Here is a 15,387-nt window from a genome sequence, read left to right on the forward strand (position 1 = left end):
TTTTGGCTTTTTAGAGTTAGAGTATTTATGTTGAAAAAATTACTGTTTTTGACGGTTTTCTTCTGGTTTTCTGCGCTTCAGGCTCAGGAAACTGAATCACTGTACAAAACCAAAAAAGTAATCGTTTCAAAAGACACTATTCGTCTTGAAAAAGTTGCCATCAACTCTGGATTTTTTGAAATCTTAAATACCAAAAACCAACCAATCGATTCTACTTCTTATAAAGTCGATTTTCAAAAAGGATATTTGCTTTTAAATGAAAACTTCCAATCGGTTTCAGATACCTTAATTGTCAATTATCTTAATTATCCAGATCTTTTAACTAGAGAATACAGCCTTTACAAATCGGATCAGATTGTAAGCGGCGATGTTGGATCAGACAAATTGTACCGAATCGACAATAATTCAAATGCAAAAAAAGTAACTCCTTTTGACGGACTGGAAACTTCTGGAAGCATTACTCGAGGCGTTACGGTTGGTAATAATCAGAGTACGGTTTTAAACTCCAATTTAGATTTACAGATTACAGGAAAGATTTCAGACAAAGTGAGTTTAAGGGCTTCACTTCAAGATAATAATATTCCGTTGCAAGATGGCGGTTATTCGCAGAAACTCGATCAGTTTGATAATATTTTTATCGAACTTTTTAGTGATGACTGGAACATTCGCGCCGGCGATGTCTTTTTAGAAAACAGGAAAACTCAATTTTTGGGCTTTAATAAAAAAGTTCAGGGACTTTCTGCCAACTTTGATTTTGATACCGAAAAAAGCAAAACCAACGTTTTTGCTTCGGTTGCTTTTGTAAAAGGCCAATATGCCAAAAGCACGTTTACAGGTCAGGAAGGCAATCAAGGTCCGTATAAACTAAAGGGGCAAAATGGCGAATTGTATGTTTTGGTAATTTCGGGTTCGGAGCGAGTTTATGTAAACGGCGTTTTATTAAAAAGAGGCGAAAACAACGATTATGTTATCGATTATAATGCAGGAGAAATTGTCTTTACGTCGCTTTTCACCATTACTTCAGAAATGCGTATTAATGTAGAATACCAATATTCTGAACGAAATTACAATCGCCTTGTAACATACGCAGGTGCAACTCACGAAAATAAAAACTGGAGTTTTGGTGGCTATTTGTATTCTGAAAATGATATGAAAAATCAGCCTCTGCAGCAAAATCTTTCTCCAGAACAGGTTCAGATTTTAAGTCAAGCAGGCGATGATGTCAATTTGATGAAAGCGCCATCTGCTTACGAAGATACTTATGCTGAGAATAAAATCTTGTATAAAAAGACACTGATTAATTCGGTTGAAGTTTACGAATATTCGAATAATCCTGCCGATGTTTTGTACAATGTGCGATTTAGTCAGGTTGGTGCAAATGCAGGAAATTATATCATTCAAAACAATAATTCTGTTGAACGTATTTATCAATATGTCGAACCAGTTAACGGAATTCTACAGGGAAATTATGAACCAATTGTTCAGCTTGTTGCGCCAATGAAACTTCAAGTGGCAACGTTTTTAGGAAAATATAATCCTGATGAAAAAACATTGGTTGATTTTGAATTGGCTGTTAGTAATAATGATCAGAATTTGTTTTCTACCATTGACGATTCGAACAATGAAGGAATTGCTTTTAAAACCAACCTTAAAAAACGCCTTTTTTCTAGAAGCTGGAATTTAGATGCTTTTGCGAATTATCAATTTGTACAGCAGAATTTTAAATCGGTGGAACGTTTGTATAACATTGAATTTAACCGTGACTGGAATTTAACGGGAACGCTTTATGGCAATCAGAGTCTTTTAGTTACGGGTTTGAATTTTGATTTATTTTCGAAAAAAGAAACCTCTAATATTGGTTTGTTGACGTATCAATTTGAGAAATTGGATTTTAGCGAAAGCTACACTGGAACAAGACATACAACAAATGCTTTATTCAAACTAAAAAATTGGACGATCGAAAACAATGGAAGTTTCTTAAATTCTGATGCTACAGCTTCGACTTCAAAATTCATTAGAAACCAAACCAGAACCAAGTATCATTTTGGAAAAAATTGGGTTGGAGGAACTATGCAATTGGAAGACAACCAACAAAAAGACAAAGTTACCAATCAGTTTTCGGTTTTAAGCCAAAGATTTTCAGAATACGGTTTATTTACTGGGCGTGGCGACAGTACTAAGGTTTTTGTGGAAGTTGGTTTCCTTCAAAGACGAAACGATAGTTTGCAAAACGGATTACTGCAGCATGTCAACAATTCGCAGACATATTATTTAAAATCAAAACTAATTCAAAACAAAACAACCGATTTGGCGGTTTATGCGAGTTACAGAAATTTAGATTTTACAGATAAATCGAGACAGAATGAACCTTCTTTAAATTCGAGAATTCTGTACAACGATCGCTTTTTTAATCAGTTCATGCAAATTGGAACGGCTTACGAAACGAGTTCGGGAACTATTGCCCAACAAGAATTTACGTATGTAGAAGTGCCAACAGGTCAAGGAGTTTACACTTGGAACGATTATAACGGAAACGGAATTCAGGAATTGGAAGAATTTGAAGTTGCAGTTTATCAAGATCAAGCGCGTTATGTTAGAGTCTTTTTACCGAATCAGGTTTATATAAAAACCAACCAAAATAAGTTTTCGCAATCCTTAACTCTGAATCCGCTACAATGGCAAAATGAAAAAGGATTCAAAAAATTGCTGTCTTATTTTTATAACCAGACTTCTTTTATAATGGATCGAAAGATAAAAAGTGATGGTGAAAAATTAGAACTTAATCCGTTTGATTCCTCAGAAGAGAATATTTTGGGTTTGAATTCGAGTTTCAGAAACAGTTTATTTTATAACCGAGGTAAACAAAAACATTCGGTTACGTATTCTTATCTTATAAATAAAGGAAAGAGTCTGCTTTCTGTTGGTTCTCAGCATGTGCAGAATTATTCGCATCAAATTCAGTACACACATTTATACCAAAATAGCTGGCTATTTAATTTCTTCACTAAAACCATAAAAACCGATTTGGTTTCAAAAGATTTTGCTGAGAAAAATTATGACATTCAAGGCTGGCAGCTGGCACCAAAAGTCAGTTATTTATTTTCGAAAAACACCAAATTGGATTTCTTTTATGAACTTCAAAACAAAAAAAATCAAATTGGAAATCTCGAAACTTTAGACCAAAACAGAATCGGGACTTCTTTTTCTTATGCAGGCGAAAAGAAAGTTACGGTTAATGGAGAATTCTCATTTTATGAAAATAAATTTAATGGAAATGAATTTTCATCAGTCGGTTTTCAAATGCTCGAGGGACTTCAAGCGGGATCAAATTTGGTTTGGAAACTACTTCTGCAAAAGAACATTACGTCTTTTCTAGATATTAATTTAAATTATCAAGGAAGAAAAAGCGAAACCGGAAATACGATTCATACTGGAAATGTTCAGCTTCGTGCATATTTTTAATGTAACACGAAAAAGATGACAATAAATTGTTTAATTTTAATTGAAATTTAAACTTTTAGCCTTATGAAAAAATTAGTATTGTTCTGTTTGATAGTTGTTTTCTCTTCTAATTTTTATGCTCAGGAAACAACTGCAAAAACCACGAAAAGTAAAACTGAAACTTCGGCGAAAAAAGCGAAAGCAAGTGCTGACAAAGCTTCGGCTGACGCAAAAAAGGAAGCCACAAAATCTAAAAAAGCCGCTGACGATGCAAAAACTGCTTCAACAAAAGCCAAAAAAGAATCTGCTGACGCCGCAAAAAAGACTGCCGATAAACAAGCGACAAAAGCTAAAGCTGATGCCAAAAAAGCTACTGTAGAATCTGATAAAGCAAAAACAACGGCTGACAAAGCAAAAAGCACGGCTGACAAAACCAAAGCCGACGCTAAAAAAACAACCGCAAAAGCTGACGCTACGAAAAAAGACGCCACTGCAGCAAAAAAATCGGCTAGTAAAACTTTAAAGGAAACTAATGAAAAAGCGCCGTCTGTACCAGACAAAGTAACCGGCGAATACAACGGTAAAAAAGTATATACTGGTCCAAGAGGCGGTAAATACTATATTAACAAAAATGGAAATAAAACGTATATTCAAGACTAAGGTGCTGAGGGACTAAGGTACTGAGGTGCTAAGGTTTTAATACGAGACTTTGAAGAAGCTGTCCAAAAGGACAGCTTCTTCTTTTTGTAAGCTTCGGAGAAGCAAAATATTTATAGAAATTGCAATTCCCAGAGATTAAAAAGCTCCAGCGGAGCGACATATATTCGATTATAAAAAACATGTCGCTCCGCTGGAGCTCTTTGTCTTTTCGCAATTGGATTTCTATAAATATGTCGCCCCTCTGGAGCTTCTTAATATGTTTGTAAAATCTTTTTTATTTAAATTAATAAATCTCAGAACCTTAGTTCCTCAGCAACTTAGCACCTTAAATTAATAATTTAGTAATACCTTCGAAATAACACAGAAAACATATTTGTCTATCTTCGTTTTTAAAACGTGTTAAAAATGAGCATTGATTATTCTGCGAATAAAACAATTTTAGTAGCTCCATTAAATTGGGGACTTGGACATGCCACTCGATGCATTCCGATTATCAAAGCGCTTCAAGAGAATAATTATATTCCAATTATCGCCTCCGACGGCGTTGCGCTGGCTCTATTACGAAAAGAATTTCCTTATGTACAAACTTTAGAATTGCCTTCTTATCATATTGAGTATGCTAAGAATGGTAAAAATTTTAAATGGAAGCTGATTAAAAATCTTCCGAAAATGATTACTGCCGTTTTGGATGAGAAAAAAATGGTGAATCATTGGATTAAAAAACATGGCATTGATGGCATAATCTCAGATAACAGATTGGGGGTTTTCAGCAAAAAAGTGCCTTCTGTTTTTATGACTCATCAATTGAATGTAATGACTGGAAATACGACTTGGTTTACCAGTAAATGTCATCAGTATTTCATAAAAAAATATAATGAATGCTGGGTTCCTGATACTAATGAAAAAGTGAACTTAACGGGAGATTTGGGGCATTTAAAAAATAATGAACTGAATCTAAAATACATCGGCCCGTTGAGCCGTATGAAGAAAAAGGATACTCCAAAAATATATGATTTGATGATTATATTGTCTGGACCTGAACCTCAGCGCACTTTCTTGGATGAAAAACTGCAAAAAGAAGCTGCAAATTATCCAGGAAAAGTGGTTTTTGTACAAGGTAAAGTAGAAAAATCGCAAGAAAAATGGCAGGCTGGAAATGTTACCTATTACAACTTTATGAACTCAAAACAGTTGGAACAGACTTTTAACGAAAGTGAGTTTGTATTGTGCCGTTCGGGGTATACTACTGTTATGGATTTGGCAAAGCTGGGCAAAAAAGCCTTTTTTATTCCGACGCCAGGACAATATGAACAGGAATATCTGGCAATAAAACTTCAGGAAGAAAATCTTATACCTTATGCAATGCAGGACGATTTTAGCATTGAAGATTTATCGAAAGTAAAATCGTTTAAAGGACTATCTCAATTTGAAAATAACATTGACTGGGATTCGTTATTTAAGGTTTTTGAAGACAAAACAGCATAATTGCATGCCGATCAAACGGATTTGCTATTGCAAAGACACGAATTAAGCAAATTTTATTTCCCATTACAATAAAAAAACCTCCAGCTTAAGCTAGAGGCAATTGAGTTTTTTCTTAAAATAAAAAATCAGTTTTTATCAGCGTCTTTGCGATAGCAAATCCGTCTATTCTGTGTCCTTTTTAGAAATTAAATTGTGCTTGCAGTCTCAGCACATTTCCTTGCTGTCTGTTTATTGGTAGTGCACTATCTTCAAAAGTCCTATCTGCTACTACATATTCTGCAGTTAATTCTAAAGCTTTGATTGGCTGCCATTCAATACCAAATTCATAGTCTCTAACGACATAGCTTCTAGCATCTTTTTCATATTTTTTTCCTCCGTCATAATATTGAAATTTGGCGAAAGGATAAATACGCTGTTTTTTAATATCCCATTTATAGTTTAATAAAACATAACCTCCGTTTAAATCGGTTTGGTCAATTGAATTGGTAAGTGTATTGTATCGAGGTCCTGTTCCGATATTGTATTCAGTCTGAATACCAAATGGTCTAGGATATAAAACAAAAGTTGCCCCCACTCGCTGATCTTTTACATATTGAGGATCGTTAACAGTAACTCCTGGTGAAACTTCTCCTGTAAAAGCCCATTTACCGGTATAAGCCTGAATTCCTGGTTCTATAATCTGACTTCCAATTACAAAAGGGTATGATACTCTCGTTACCACATTTAAATCTCGATTCCCATCCAATTTATTGGCAATCTGCCCATTATAAACACCAAAGGCAAAAACTCCAAAATCTCCAGAACCTTTATAGCCATCTCTAACCAACATTTCAAAACGCTGTCTAATTTCGGCTGGAGCCCAATAAAAGAATATCCCTAAATCACGTTCATTTAAAATTGAGCTGTTGATAGCGTCGGCACGATCTAAAGATAAACGCTGTGAACTTGACTGCATATTTTCGAAGCCGTATGGAATTTTACTCTGTCCAACGCGAACACGATATTCTCTTTTTTTATCAAAAGAAAGATCAAAATACAAATCACGAATCTGTACGAAATTATTAATACCGCTAACTGGAGAACTCGCAAAGTCTGGCTGGAAATAGAAGAATACATTCGGGTGAACTTGTCCTGAAAATACTAAACGGGCACGACGAATAAAAAGTCCGTTGTTTGCTTTTGCATCTGGAGCTGTAGAAGTTGTTCCCCAAGATTTATCACATTGTTCGCAAGAAACTTTATCATTTGTAGAAAAAAGACCATTGTATCTAATTTGTGCATAACCTCTTAAAGAGATTCTGTCATACCAATGTTCTTCAACTCCTCCTCCAGATTTAGTTTCCGGAAGTTTCGCTTTATTTATAGAATCTAAAATACGCATTACCTCGTTTTTTACATCCTGTTTGTTTAATTCTTTTTTATCTGTTTCCTGCGCATTAGCAGCAAAGGTTAGCAGTAATAAAACAGCTACTAGTTTTCTTTTTATCATTAGTTCTCTAATTCCCTTAATTTCAGGATGCAAAGATGGAGCACCTATGTTAAGAAATCATTAACCAGATGTTACTATAATAAAAATTTAATGTTATGACCTAAATCCAAATGTTTATTTATCGTTAAACACCTTTGTTTTAGGGCTTTTAACAAAACTGACGTTACGATTTTTTAACGTCAGTTTTTGTTGTTTTATTTGCTTTTTCGAGCGTAAAAGAGAATTCAGAGCCAATTCCGAACTCACTTTCTACATAAACTTTCTCCTTATGCGCTTCAATAATATGCTTTACAATTGCCAGACCTAAACCAGAACCACCTTCAGATCTTGTTCCGCTTTTATCCACTCGATAAAAACGTTCAAAAAGTCGTGGTATGTTTTGTTTTTCAACGCCTTCTCCGTTATCGCTAATACGAATTAAGACTTTTTTCTTGGTTAAATTTACTACGCCAACTTCAGTCAGACCACCTTCTTTTCCGTACTTAATAGAGTTTACAATCAGATTTTCTAAAACTTGCTGTATTCTATCCTGATCTCCTCGAATCATTACAGACTGCACATTTTTACTTTCAAAAGCCAATTTGATTTTCTTTTTATCGGCTTTCATTTCAAGCAGTTCGAAAACATTTTGAATTAATTCGACAATATCAAAATCAGTCATATTGAGATCTAAATCGCCCGACTCTAATTTGGTAATCATATCCAAATCTTCAACAATATATATAAGACGCTCTACTCCTTTTTCGGCACGTTTTAAATATTTTTTTCTGATATTTTTATCGTCCATTGCGCCGTCAAGCAAAGTTGAAACGTAACCTTGAACAGTAAATAAAGGTGTTTTTAGTTCGTGTGAAACGTTTCCTAAAAACTCTCTTCTATATTGCTCACGGATTTCGAGCATTTCGATTTCGAGTTTTTTATCTGTCGCGAACTTTTTCACTTCACGCGAAAGCGTTTCCATATCGGTATTAATCGGCTGATTGATTAATGTTGTGGATTCTAGCAACGAAACCTCATCGTAAATTTTCTTCACTCTTCGGTAAATAAAGCGTTCTACACGATATTGTAAAACCAGAAAAGAGAAAATATAGATTACGATTATGAAAATTATTCCAAACGCAACTTGATGTTTTAATTGATTTTTATAAAATAATGACATTAACATCAGTACAAATGCTGTTGTAAAAAGACTGATATACAATGCCGATTTTATGGCGAATTTGTATGTTTTTTTAAAATTAATCTTCATTGAAAAAATTGAACCATTAAGAAATTAAGAAAATTAAGTTTTGCTTTTAAGTTATATTCTTTTGAATAATCAAAAAACAAAAAAAGGAATAACTCAAAAACCATATAAGAAAATGAAGCTCATACAGCTTCAATTCTTATATGGTTTAAATGTATTGAATATTTTTAAAAGAATTTGAATGGGTTTAAAAACTAAGTGCCTTAGCAACTTAGTATCTTAGAACCTTAGCATCTTAAAAATCTAAACTTCAAATTTATAGCCTACACCTTTTATGGTTTTAAAAAGATCTTCGCCTATTTTTTCGCGCAGTTTTCTGATGTGAACATCGATTGTTCTTCCTCCAACCACAACTTCGTTACCCCAAACTTTATCCAAGATTTCGTCTCTTTTAAAAACTTTCCCAGGTTTTGAAGCCAATAGATAGAATAATTCGAATTCTTTTCTTGGCAAAGCAATTTCTACATTGCCTTTTATGATTTTGTATTCTTCACGATTAATCTCGATTCCGCCTACATTTAAAGTATCTGTAACAACTTCTTGTTCCTTTAATCTTCTTAACAGCGCCTTTACTTTTGAGACCAATAATTTTGGTTTAATTGGTTTTGTAATATAGTCATCGGCACCTGCATCAAAACCAGCTACTTGAGAATAATCTTCGCTTCTTGCTGTAAGGAATGTTATGATAACATTATTTAATTCAGGAATTTTTCTAATATGCTCGCAAGCCTCCATTCCGTCCATTTCTGCCATCATCACGTCCATAATGATTAATTCTGGCAACTCTTTCTGTGCTTTTGCTATAGCATCTTTTCCATTAGAAGCTGTAACAATCTGATAGCCTTCCTGAGCAAGGTTATAGCCAACGATTTCTAAGATATCTGGTTCGTCGTCAACTAATAAAATCTTAGTTTGTGTTTTTTTCATAAATAGCAAAAATTGAGATTTTTATATCGAAACTTCTTCATTAAACATTCGATATTTCTTATTTCACAGGGTAAATATACTAACAAAAGAACCTTTAAAAAATGGTGTTAACCGTAATTTAATCTCGTAACAATTTGATAATCTTAACAACACAAAAACATAACAAGTCGGTAACATGGACTTCACAGAGCGGTTCTTTCTTTGCACAAAAATAATTAAGACACAAACACAACACTGAAAAAAATGAAATTCAATTTAAGATTTCTCTTTATTGCATTATTTATCTGTACGATTTCGATCGCGCAAAACAAAGGTACGATTTCTGGAGTTCTGACCGACAAAGATTCGAACAACGCAGCTCTACCATTTGCTAATGTTTTAGTTAAAGGTACAAATATTAGCGTAAATACCGACGTTGACGGAAAATATTCGTTAAGCGTAAATCCTGGAAATTATACTTTAATTTTTAGTTTCTTAGGATATGAATCTGTAGAAGCTCCGGTTGCCGTAAAAGCAAACGAAACTGTAACAGTTAATCAAGTGCTTTCTTCTGGAAGCTATACTCTTAAAGATGTAGTCGTAAAATCTTCTGCAGGAAACAAGCAAAAAGAATCTGCATTATTATTAGATCAAAAAAATGCAGTTCAATTTAAAGCTGCTATTGGTGCTGAGGAAATTGCAAGAAAAGGAGTTAATGATGTTGCCAACGCTGTTGCAAAAGTGAGCGGGGTTTCTAAACAAGACGATTCTGGAAATGTTTTCGTACGTGGATTAGGTGACCGTTATAACGTAACTACTTTAAACGGCCTTCCGTTGCCATCAAACAACCCTGCAAATAAAAACATTCTTTTAGAAATTTTCTCTACAAACATTGTAGATAACATTGGAATCAGTAAAACTTTTGAAGCTCAAAATTATGCCGATTTCGGAGGAGCTAATATCGATATTAGCGCAAAGAAATTCAGCGGAAAACCTTTCATCAGCTTTTCAGTTGGTACTGGTGCAAACACAAATGTTTTAGGACAAGATCATTTTTATCTTCAAGACGGACCTACTTATACAGGATTTAAAAAAGTTGGTGTGCCAGATGCTCCATTATTGCCATACAGCTATGCAACAAGCTGGGACAGACAAGAAAGTAAAAATGTATTAAATGCTTTCTACACTTTATCTGGAGGAAAAAGATTTCAAATAAACGACGAAAGTTCTATTGGTGCTTTTGTTACTGGATCTTTCAGTGCAAAAAACAAATTCACTCAAGGTTACAGCAGAGGAGGAATTACTTCTGATGGAGATATTTATTCTGACTTTATCAGAACAGCTTACAAACATAACACTACAACAACGGTTATGGGTACAGCTGATTACAAAATCAACAAAAACCATTCGATCTTCTTTACTTCTTTATTCTTAAACTCTAGTGAGCAAGATTATAGCGAGTACGAAGGAACTAACATCAACTTTGATGGTGGTGGAGATGCTCAACAGCAAATTAGCGGTTTTATCAAACGTGGAACTTTCGAAAGAACGCAATTAGTGGTGAACCAATTAACAGGGAAAAGCAAATTTAGCGATCGATTGAATTTAAACTGGGGAGTTGGATACAGTATGTCTGACAGTGCAATTCCAGATCGTATGCAAAACTCTTTCGTGTATGCTCCTAATGCTATTGATTATACATTTTTCACCAACTCAAACATCAACAACCACAGATTTTTTCATGACTTAAAAGAAAATGAAATTGCTGCAAATATTGCTCTTTCTTATAACTTCAAAAAAGGAAGTGATGATACTTACAAAGGAAAAGTAACGGTTGGATATTCTGGAAAATTCAAAGATGTAGATTACGACATGCAACAGTTTTCGTTCTTCCCGAACAGAACTACAATTTCTTTCCCAAAAGAAGATATTCACCATGTAGATAACTACTTAGATCCTGCACATTGGGGTTCATCTTACTCAAACAGAATTCACCAAACGTATAATGGAAATTTAGATATTAATGCTGCATTTGCTAACGTTCAATATTCTTTAACTGAAAGATTAAGCGTAATATTAGGAGCAAGATTAGAGCAATTGAATCAGAATGTTTTCTATATCACAACAACAGTTCCATCTGGAGGAAACTCTGACGATTCTAAATTCAATATTTTACCAAGCTTAATTTCAAAATATACTTTGAATGAAAGACAGAATTTAAAATTCTCTGCTAGTAAAACGTATACACTTCCTCAATTTAAAGAAAAAGTGCCTATCATTTATGAGGACGTTGCTCAAGCTTACGAAGGAAACCCAAGATTATACGCTTCAACAAATTACAATTTTGATTTAGGATGGGAATTTTTCCCAAAAGCAAGTGAATTAATTTCGGTTACTGCATTTGGTAAAATCATTCAAAACCCAATCAACGAAATGTTCTTGAATTCTTCTTCAAATGATATTTCTTATGCAAATACAGGAGACAAAGGAACAGTAGCAGGAGTTGAAGTTGAGTATAGAAAAGATCTTTTTGAAATTGAAAAAAGAGATAACTTAAAAACAAAACTTTCTTTTGATGCAAACGGATCATATTTATATACCAAACAAGATCTAAGCAATGAAAAAGTAAACAATGAAAATGATTTTGGAGCGAACTTTACTTTTACATCAAGTAAATTAACAGGAGCTTCTAATTTCCTTGCCAATGCGAATTTATCTTTCTTAAATGAGTTTTCAGAAAACACAGATATTTCGGCAACAGTTTCTTACTCTTATTTTTCAGATAAATTAGCTGTAATTGGAACTTCAAGAGTTGGAAACATGGTTGACAAAGCGGTAAACAAACTAGACTTTATTGTAAATTCAAGTTTGACTAAAAACTTAAAAATCGGTCTTATTTACAACAACATTTTAAATCCAACTTTTAAGCGTGTACAAGAACAAGGAGAAGTACCTGGAAAAGAGTCTGTAGGAGATATTACTGTAACTTCATACAAAGCAGGTTCAGATCTTAGACTTACTTTAAACTATACATTCTAAGAAAAAGATTTTCAATAAATTACAAGAGGCGATTGGTTATTCCAATCGCTTTTTTTTATCCAAAATTGCAATGTAAATTTTATATTAAGGCGATGCGTTTTTACCCCATTATACTTAATAGATTGTTAATATCGTCTTAACTCAGCAAAAACATATGTTCGTTTACTTTGCCTTGAATAAATAAAACAATAAAACACAACAAAAATGAAAAAAAGTTTATTTGCAATGGCTGCAATATTAGGACTTGCTTTAACAAGCTGTAGTTCTGATGATAACAACAAAGACACAAACAACAGTTCTTTTGTTTTAAAGGTTGACGATTTAAAAGGAGAAATTAAAGACGGTACTGTAACTTTAGATCCTACTCAAACTTATACATTAACTGGAGGTTTAGTAGTTAAAGGTGGAGCTACTTTAGTAATTCCTGCTGGAACAGTAATTAAAAGTTCTCCTACTGCAGAAGCAACTTCTTTATATATCGCTGTAGAAAGAAACGCTAAAATTAACATCAACGGTACTGCTGCTAAACCAGTTGTTATGACTTCTGGAAAAGCATCTCCTGCTCAAAGTGACTGGGGTGGATTAATCATCGCTGGTAACGGTAAAGTAAACACTGGAGACAATGGTACTTCTGAAGTAGGTGGTTTAAGCTACGGAGGTAATGACAATGCAGATTCTTCTGGAAACATTAACTTCTTGAAAATTTCTTACACAGGTTCTAAATATACTGCTGAAAAAGAATACAATGGAATTTCTTTCTTCGGAGTAGGTTCTGGAACAGTAGTATCTGATATCTATGCTTTCGAAAGTGGTGATGACGGAATTGAGTTCTTTGGTGGAGCTGTAAACGCTTCTAACTTGACAATCATTAACTCTTATGATGATTCATTAGATTTCGCTGACGGATGGCAAGGTACTGCTACAAACGTATACATTAAAGGTGTTTCTAAAGCAGGTGTTGAAGGATCTACTAACGCTAAAGATCCAAGTGGAGCTTCTCCAATGACTAACGCTAAAGTTACAAACATCTCTATCGTTAAAGGTGGTGCTACATTCTTAGCTGACGAAAAAGCAATCAACTACAAAGAAGGTGGTGGAAAACAAACTTACACAAACGTATATGTTGCTGACGGAATGCCTGCTGCTTTAACTAAATTATCTGCTGATGCTGGTGTAACTGCAAATCTTGCTGCTGGTAACTTTACTATCACAAACTACACTTTTGGAGCTTCTGTAACTGATCTTACAGGTCCTAAATTGGCTGGAACAAGCACAGGAAACCTAGGAGCTGGTAATGGTGCTGAATTACCAACTTGGGCTAACTGGACTAAATAATAAAAGTTAGATTCTAAATAATAAAAAGCTGTCTGAATATTTCAGACAGCTTTTTCATTTTAGTTTGTATAGCACCTACAAAACCATATTGTTTCCTAATCACTTCGAATACATAATGTTAAAAACATCCTAAAAATTTAGCATGTTTTTTTTTGGCGTCATTTTTGTAATTTTTTTTGTATATTTACAGTAATCAAATACATGCGATGGCAAAAAACTACTTTTATATTACTTTCTTATTGGCATTTTTCTTTACTGTAAGCGTCTCGGCGCAAGACAGCAAGCAACTACCAAAAACTCAAGAATCTACTTCTATCGAGGGTCTAAGCTTGTATCCTAATCCAGTAACAAATGGAAAAGTCTATATCTCATCTAAAAACGATTTAGAGAAAGAAATTATTGTGTTTGATATCTTAGGCAAAAAAGTATTACAGGCACATTTAGTCTCAAGAGAACTAAGTGTTACAGAATTGCCACCAGGTGTTTACATCATCAAAATAAGCGAACAGAACGCATCGGCAACACGAAAACTCATTATACGATAAAAAAAGCTCCGTAGGAGCTTTTTTTGTTTTCAGTCACAGTTTTCAGTTTATGCACTTTGCTGAAAACTGTGACTGAATACTGCGACTGAACACTAAATATAATATCTTTGCAAAAAAAAGTTTTGATTACAGCCAACGATATCTTTACCATTTCAAGTCAGAAACAATTTGAAAAAATAGCATTAAAAGTGTTTCGTTTTCAGCATGAAAACAATAAAGTGTATCGTGAATTCTGTGATTTTTTGAATGTTAATCCGCAACAGGTAAAATCACTACAACAGATTCCTTTTTTACCCATTCAATTTTTCAAAAGTCATGATGTCGTTTCTAATACAGATCCTGTACAAGTAACTTTTACCAGCAGCGGTACAACCGGAATGATTACCAGCAGGCATTTAGTGACCGATGTTTCCTTATATGAAGAAAGCTATCGCAAAGGATTTTCTCAGTTTTATGGCAACATAGAAGATTACGTTGTTTTAGCCCTTTTGCCGTCTTATTTGGAACGCGAAGGCTCTTCGTTAATTTACATGGTCGAAGATTTAATAAAACTCTCTAATCAGCCTGAAAGTGGGTTTTATCTACACAATCACGACGACTTAATCAAAAAACTTCTTGAATTGGACGAAGCAGGCCAAAATGTAATCTTAATTGGGGTTACTTACGCCTTATTAGATTTAATCGAAAAACATCAGTTCAATCTTCAAAATACCATTATTATGGAAACTGGAGGAATGAAAGGAAAAAGAAAAGAAATGATTCGTGAAGAATTACACGACATTTTATGTAAAGGTTTCGGTGTTTCTTCCATTCATTCAGAATACGGAATGACCGAACTTTTAGCGCAAGCCTATTCTTTAGGTGATGGAATTTTCGAATGCCCGTCTTGGATGCATATTCTAGTTCGCGATCCTGAAGATGCTCTCACTTACGTAAATGATGGGAAAACTGGCGGAATTAATGTAATTGATTTAGCCAATATCAATTCATGTTCTTTTATTGCTACGCAGGATTTAGGCAAAAAATATTCGAACAACTCTTTCGAGGTATTGGGACGTTTTGATAATTCTGATATTCGCGGGTGTAATTTGATGGTTTTATAAAAAAGTTTAATCGTTGATTTGGTTAATCGTTTAATCGATGATTTTCTGGATTAATCAAACGTTTCTAGCGACGAAACATTCCTACGGAATGATTAAAAAAAATCCCAATATTCTTTTCGAACATTGGGATTCTATATT

At 34.0% G+C, this 15,387-nt stretch carries 10 protein-coding genes; 7 read left to right on the forward strand and 3 right to left on the reverse strand.

Annotation, left to right across the window (positions count from 1 at the left end; all coding sequences use genetic code 11):
• Positions 1-27 precede the first annotated feature (27 nt).
• The 3 genes from AC5ZCW_RS19225 (at position 28) to AC5ZCW_RS19235 (ending at position 5,586) form a co-directional block, all read left to right on the forward strand.
• Positions 28-3,462 (forward strand): DUF8818 domain-containing protein, encoded by a 3,435-nt coding sequence (locus tag AC5ZCW_RS19225; RefSeq protein ID WP_496121296.1) that lies wholly within the window; start codon positions 28-30, stop codon positions 3,460-3,462.
• Between the two features lie 63 nt (positions 3,463-3,525).
• A complete protein-coding gene (locus tag AC5ZCW_RS19230) occupies positions 3,526-4,101 on the forward strand; it encodes a hypothetical protein (protein ID WP_496121298.1) in 576 nt (191 codons plus the stop codon).
• Positions 4,102-4,506: 405 nt separating this feature from the next.
• Entirely contained in the window at positions 4,507-5,586 is a 1,080-nt protein-coding gene (locus AC5ZCW_RS19235; RefSeq protein ID WP_281634036.1) for a glycosyltransferase, read from the forward strand.
• 178 nt (positions 5,587-5,764) lie between these two features.
• On the opposite strand, the gene AC5ZCW_RS19240 is transcribed toward AC5ZCW_RS19235, so the two are convergent.
• The 3 genes from AC5ZCW_RS19240 to AC5ZCW_RS19250 form a co-directional block, all read right to left on the reverse strand.
• The gene (locus AC5ZCW_RS19240; protein ID WP_496121299.1) at positions 5,765-7,075 is read right to left on the reverse strand and encodes a porin; all 1,311 of its coding nucleotides are present in this window, start codon (positions 7,073-7,075) and stop codon (positions 5,765-5,767) included.
• A 163-nt stretch (positions 7,076-7,238) separates the two neighbouring features.
• On the reverse strand, positions 7,239-8,324 hold the full coding sequence (locus AC5ZCW_RS19245) for a sensor histidine kinase (RefSeq protein WP_343545044.1): 1,086 nt from the start codon (positions 8,322-8,324) through the stop codon (positions 7,239-7,241).
• A 240-nt stretch (positions 8,325-8,564) separates the two neighbouring features.
• A complete protein-coding gene (locus AC5ZCW_RS19250; RefSeq protein ID WP_008465097.1) occupies positions 8,565-9,248 on the reverse strand; it encodes a response regulator transcription factor in 684 nt (227 codons plus the stop codon).
• Between the two features lie 243 nt (positions 9,249-9,491).
• On the opposite strand from AC5ZCW_RS19250, the gene AC5ZCW_RS19255 reads away from it, so the two are divergent.
• From AC5ZCW_RS19255 to AC5ZCW_RS19270, 4 genes are all read left to right on the forward strand, one after another.
• On the forward strand, positions 9,492-12,266 hold the full coding sequence (locus AC5ZCW_RS19255; RefSeq protein ID WP_496121300.1) for a TonB-dependent receptor: 2,775 nt from the start codon (positions 9,492-9,494) through the stop codon (positions 12,264-12,266).
• A 204-nt stretch (positions 12,267-12,470) separates the two neighbouring features.
• Entirely contained in the window at positions 12,471-13,601 is a 1,131-nt protein-coding gene (locus AC5ZCW_RS19260) for a beta-helix domain-containing protein (protein ID WP_343545042.1), read from the forward strand.
• Positions 13,602-13,807: 206 nt separating this feature from the next.
• Positions 13,808-14,146 (forward strand): T9SS type A sorting domain-containing protein, encoded by a 339-nt coding sequence (locus tag AC5ZCW_RS19265; RefSeq protein WP_281634040.1) that lies wholly within the window; start codon positions 13,808-13,810, stop codon positions 14,144-14,146.
• Positions 14,147-14,268: 122 nt separating this feature from the next.
• Positions 14,269-15,249: a LuxE/PaaK family acyltransferase gene (locus AC5ZCW_RS19270; protein WP_496121385.1), complete on the forward strand. Its 981-nt coding sequence runs from the start codon at positions 14,269-14,271 to the stop codon at positions 15,247-15,249.
• The last annotated feature ends 138 nt before the right edge of the window (positions 15,250-15,387 follow it).

It is taken from the genome of Flavobacterium sp. PLA-DH12 (assembly GCF_059511845.1).

Bases quoted from the DNA above. Each gene is read 5' to 3' on its own strand.
- AC5ZCW_RS19225 (WP_496121296.1), top strand. From the start codon at position 28: ATGTTGAAAAAATTACTGTTTTTGACGGTTTTCTTCTGGTTTTCTGCG.
- AC5ZCW_RS19230 (WP_496121298.1), top strand. From the start codon at position 3,526: ATGAAAAAATTAGTATTGTTCTGTTTGATAGTTGTTTTCTCTTCTAAT.
- AC5ZCW_RS19255 (WP_496121300.1), top strand. From the start codon at position 9,492: ATGAAATTCAATTTAAGATTTCTCTTTATTGCATTATTTATCTGTACG.
- AC5ZCW_RS19240 (WP_496121299.1), bottom strand. From the start codon at position 7,075: ATGATAAAAAGAAAACTAGTAGCTGTTTTATTACTGCTAACCTTTGCT.
- AC5ZCW_RS19235 (WP_281634036.1), top strand. From the start codon at position 4,507: ATGAGCATTGATTATTCTGCGAATAAAACAATTTTAGTAGCTCCATTA.
- AC5ZCW_RS19250 (WP_008465097.1), bottom strand. From the start codon at position 9,248: ATGAAAAAAACACAAACTAAGATTTTATTAGTTGACGACGAACCAGAT.
- AC5ZCW_RS19260 (WP_343545042.1), top strand. From the start codon at position 12,471: ATGAAAAAAAGTTTATTTGCAATGGCTGCAATATTAGGACTTGCTTTA.
- AC5ZCW_RS19245 (WP_343545044.1), bottom strand. From the start codon at position 8,324: ATGAAGATTAATTTTAAAAAAACATACAAATTCGCCATAAAATCGGCA.
- AC5ZCW_RS19265 (WP_281634040.1), top strand. From the start codon at position 13,808: ATGGCAAAAAACTACTTTTATATTACTTTCTTATTGGCATTTTTCTTT.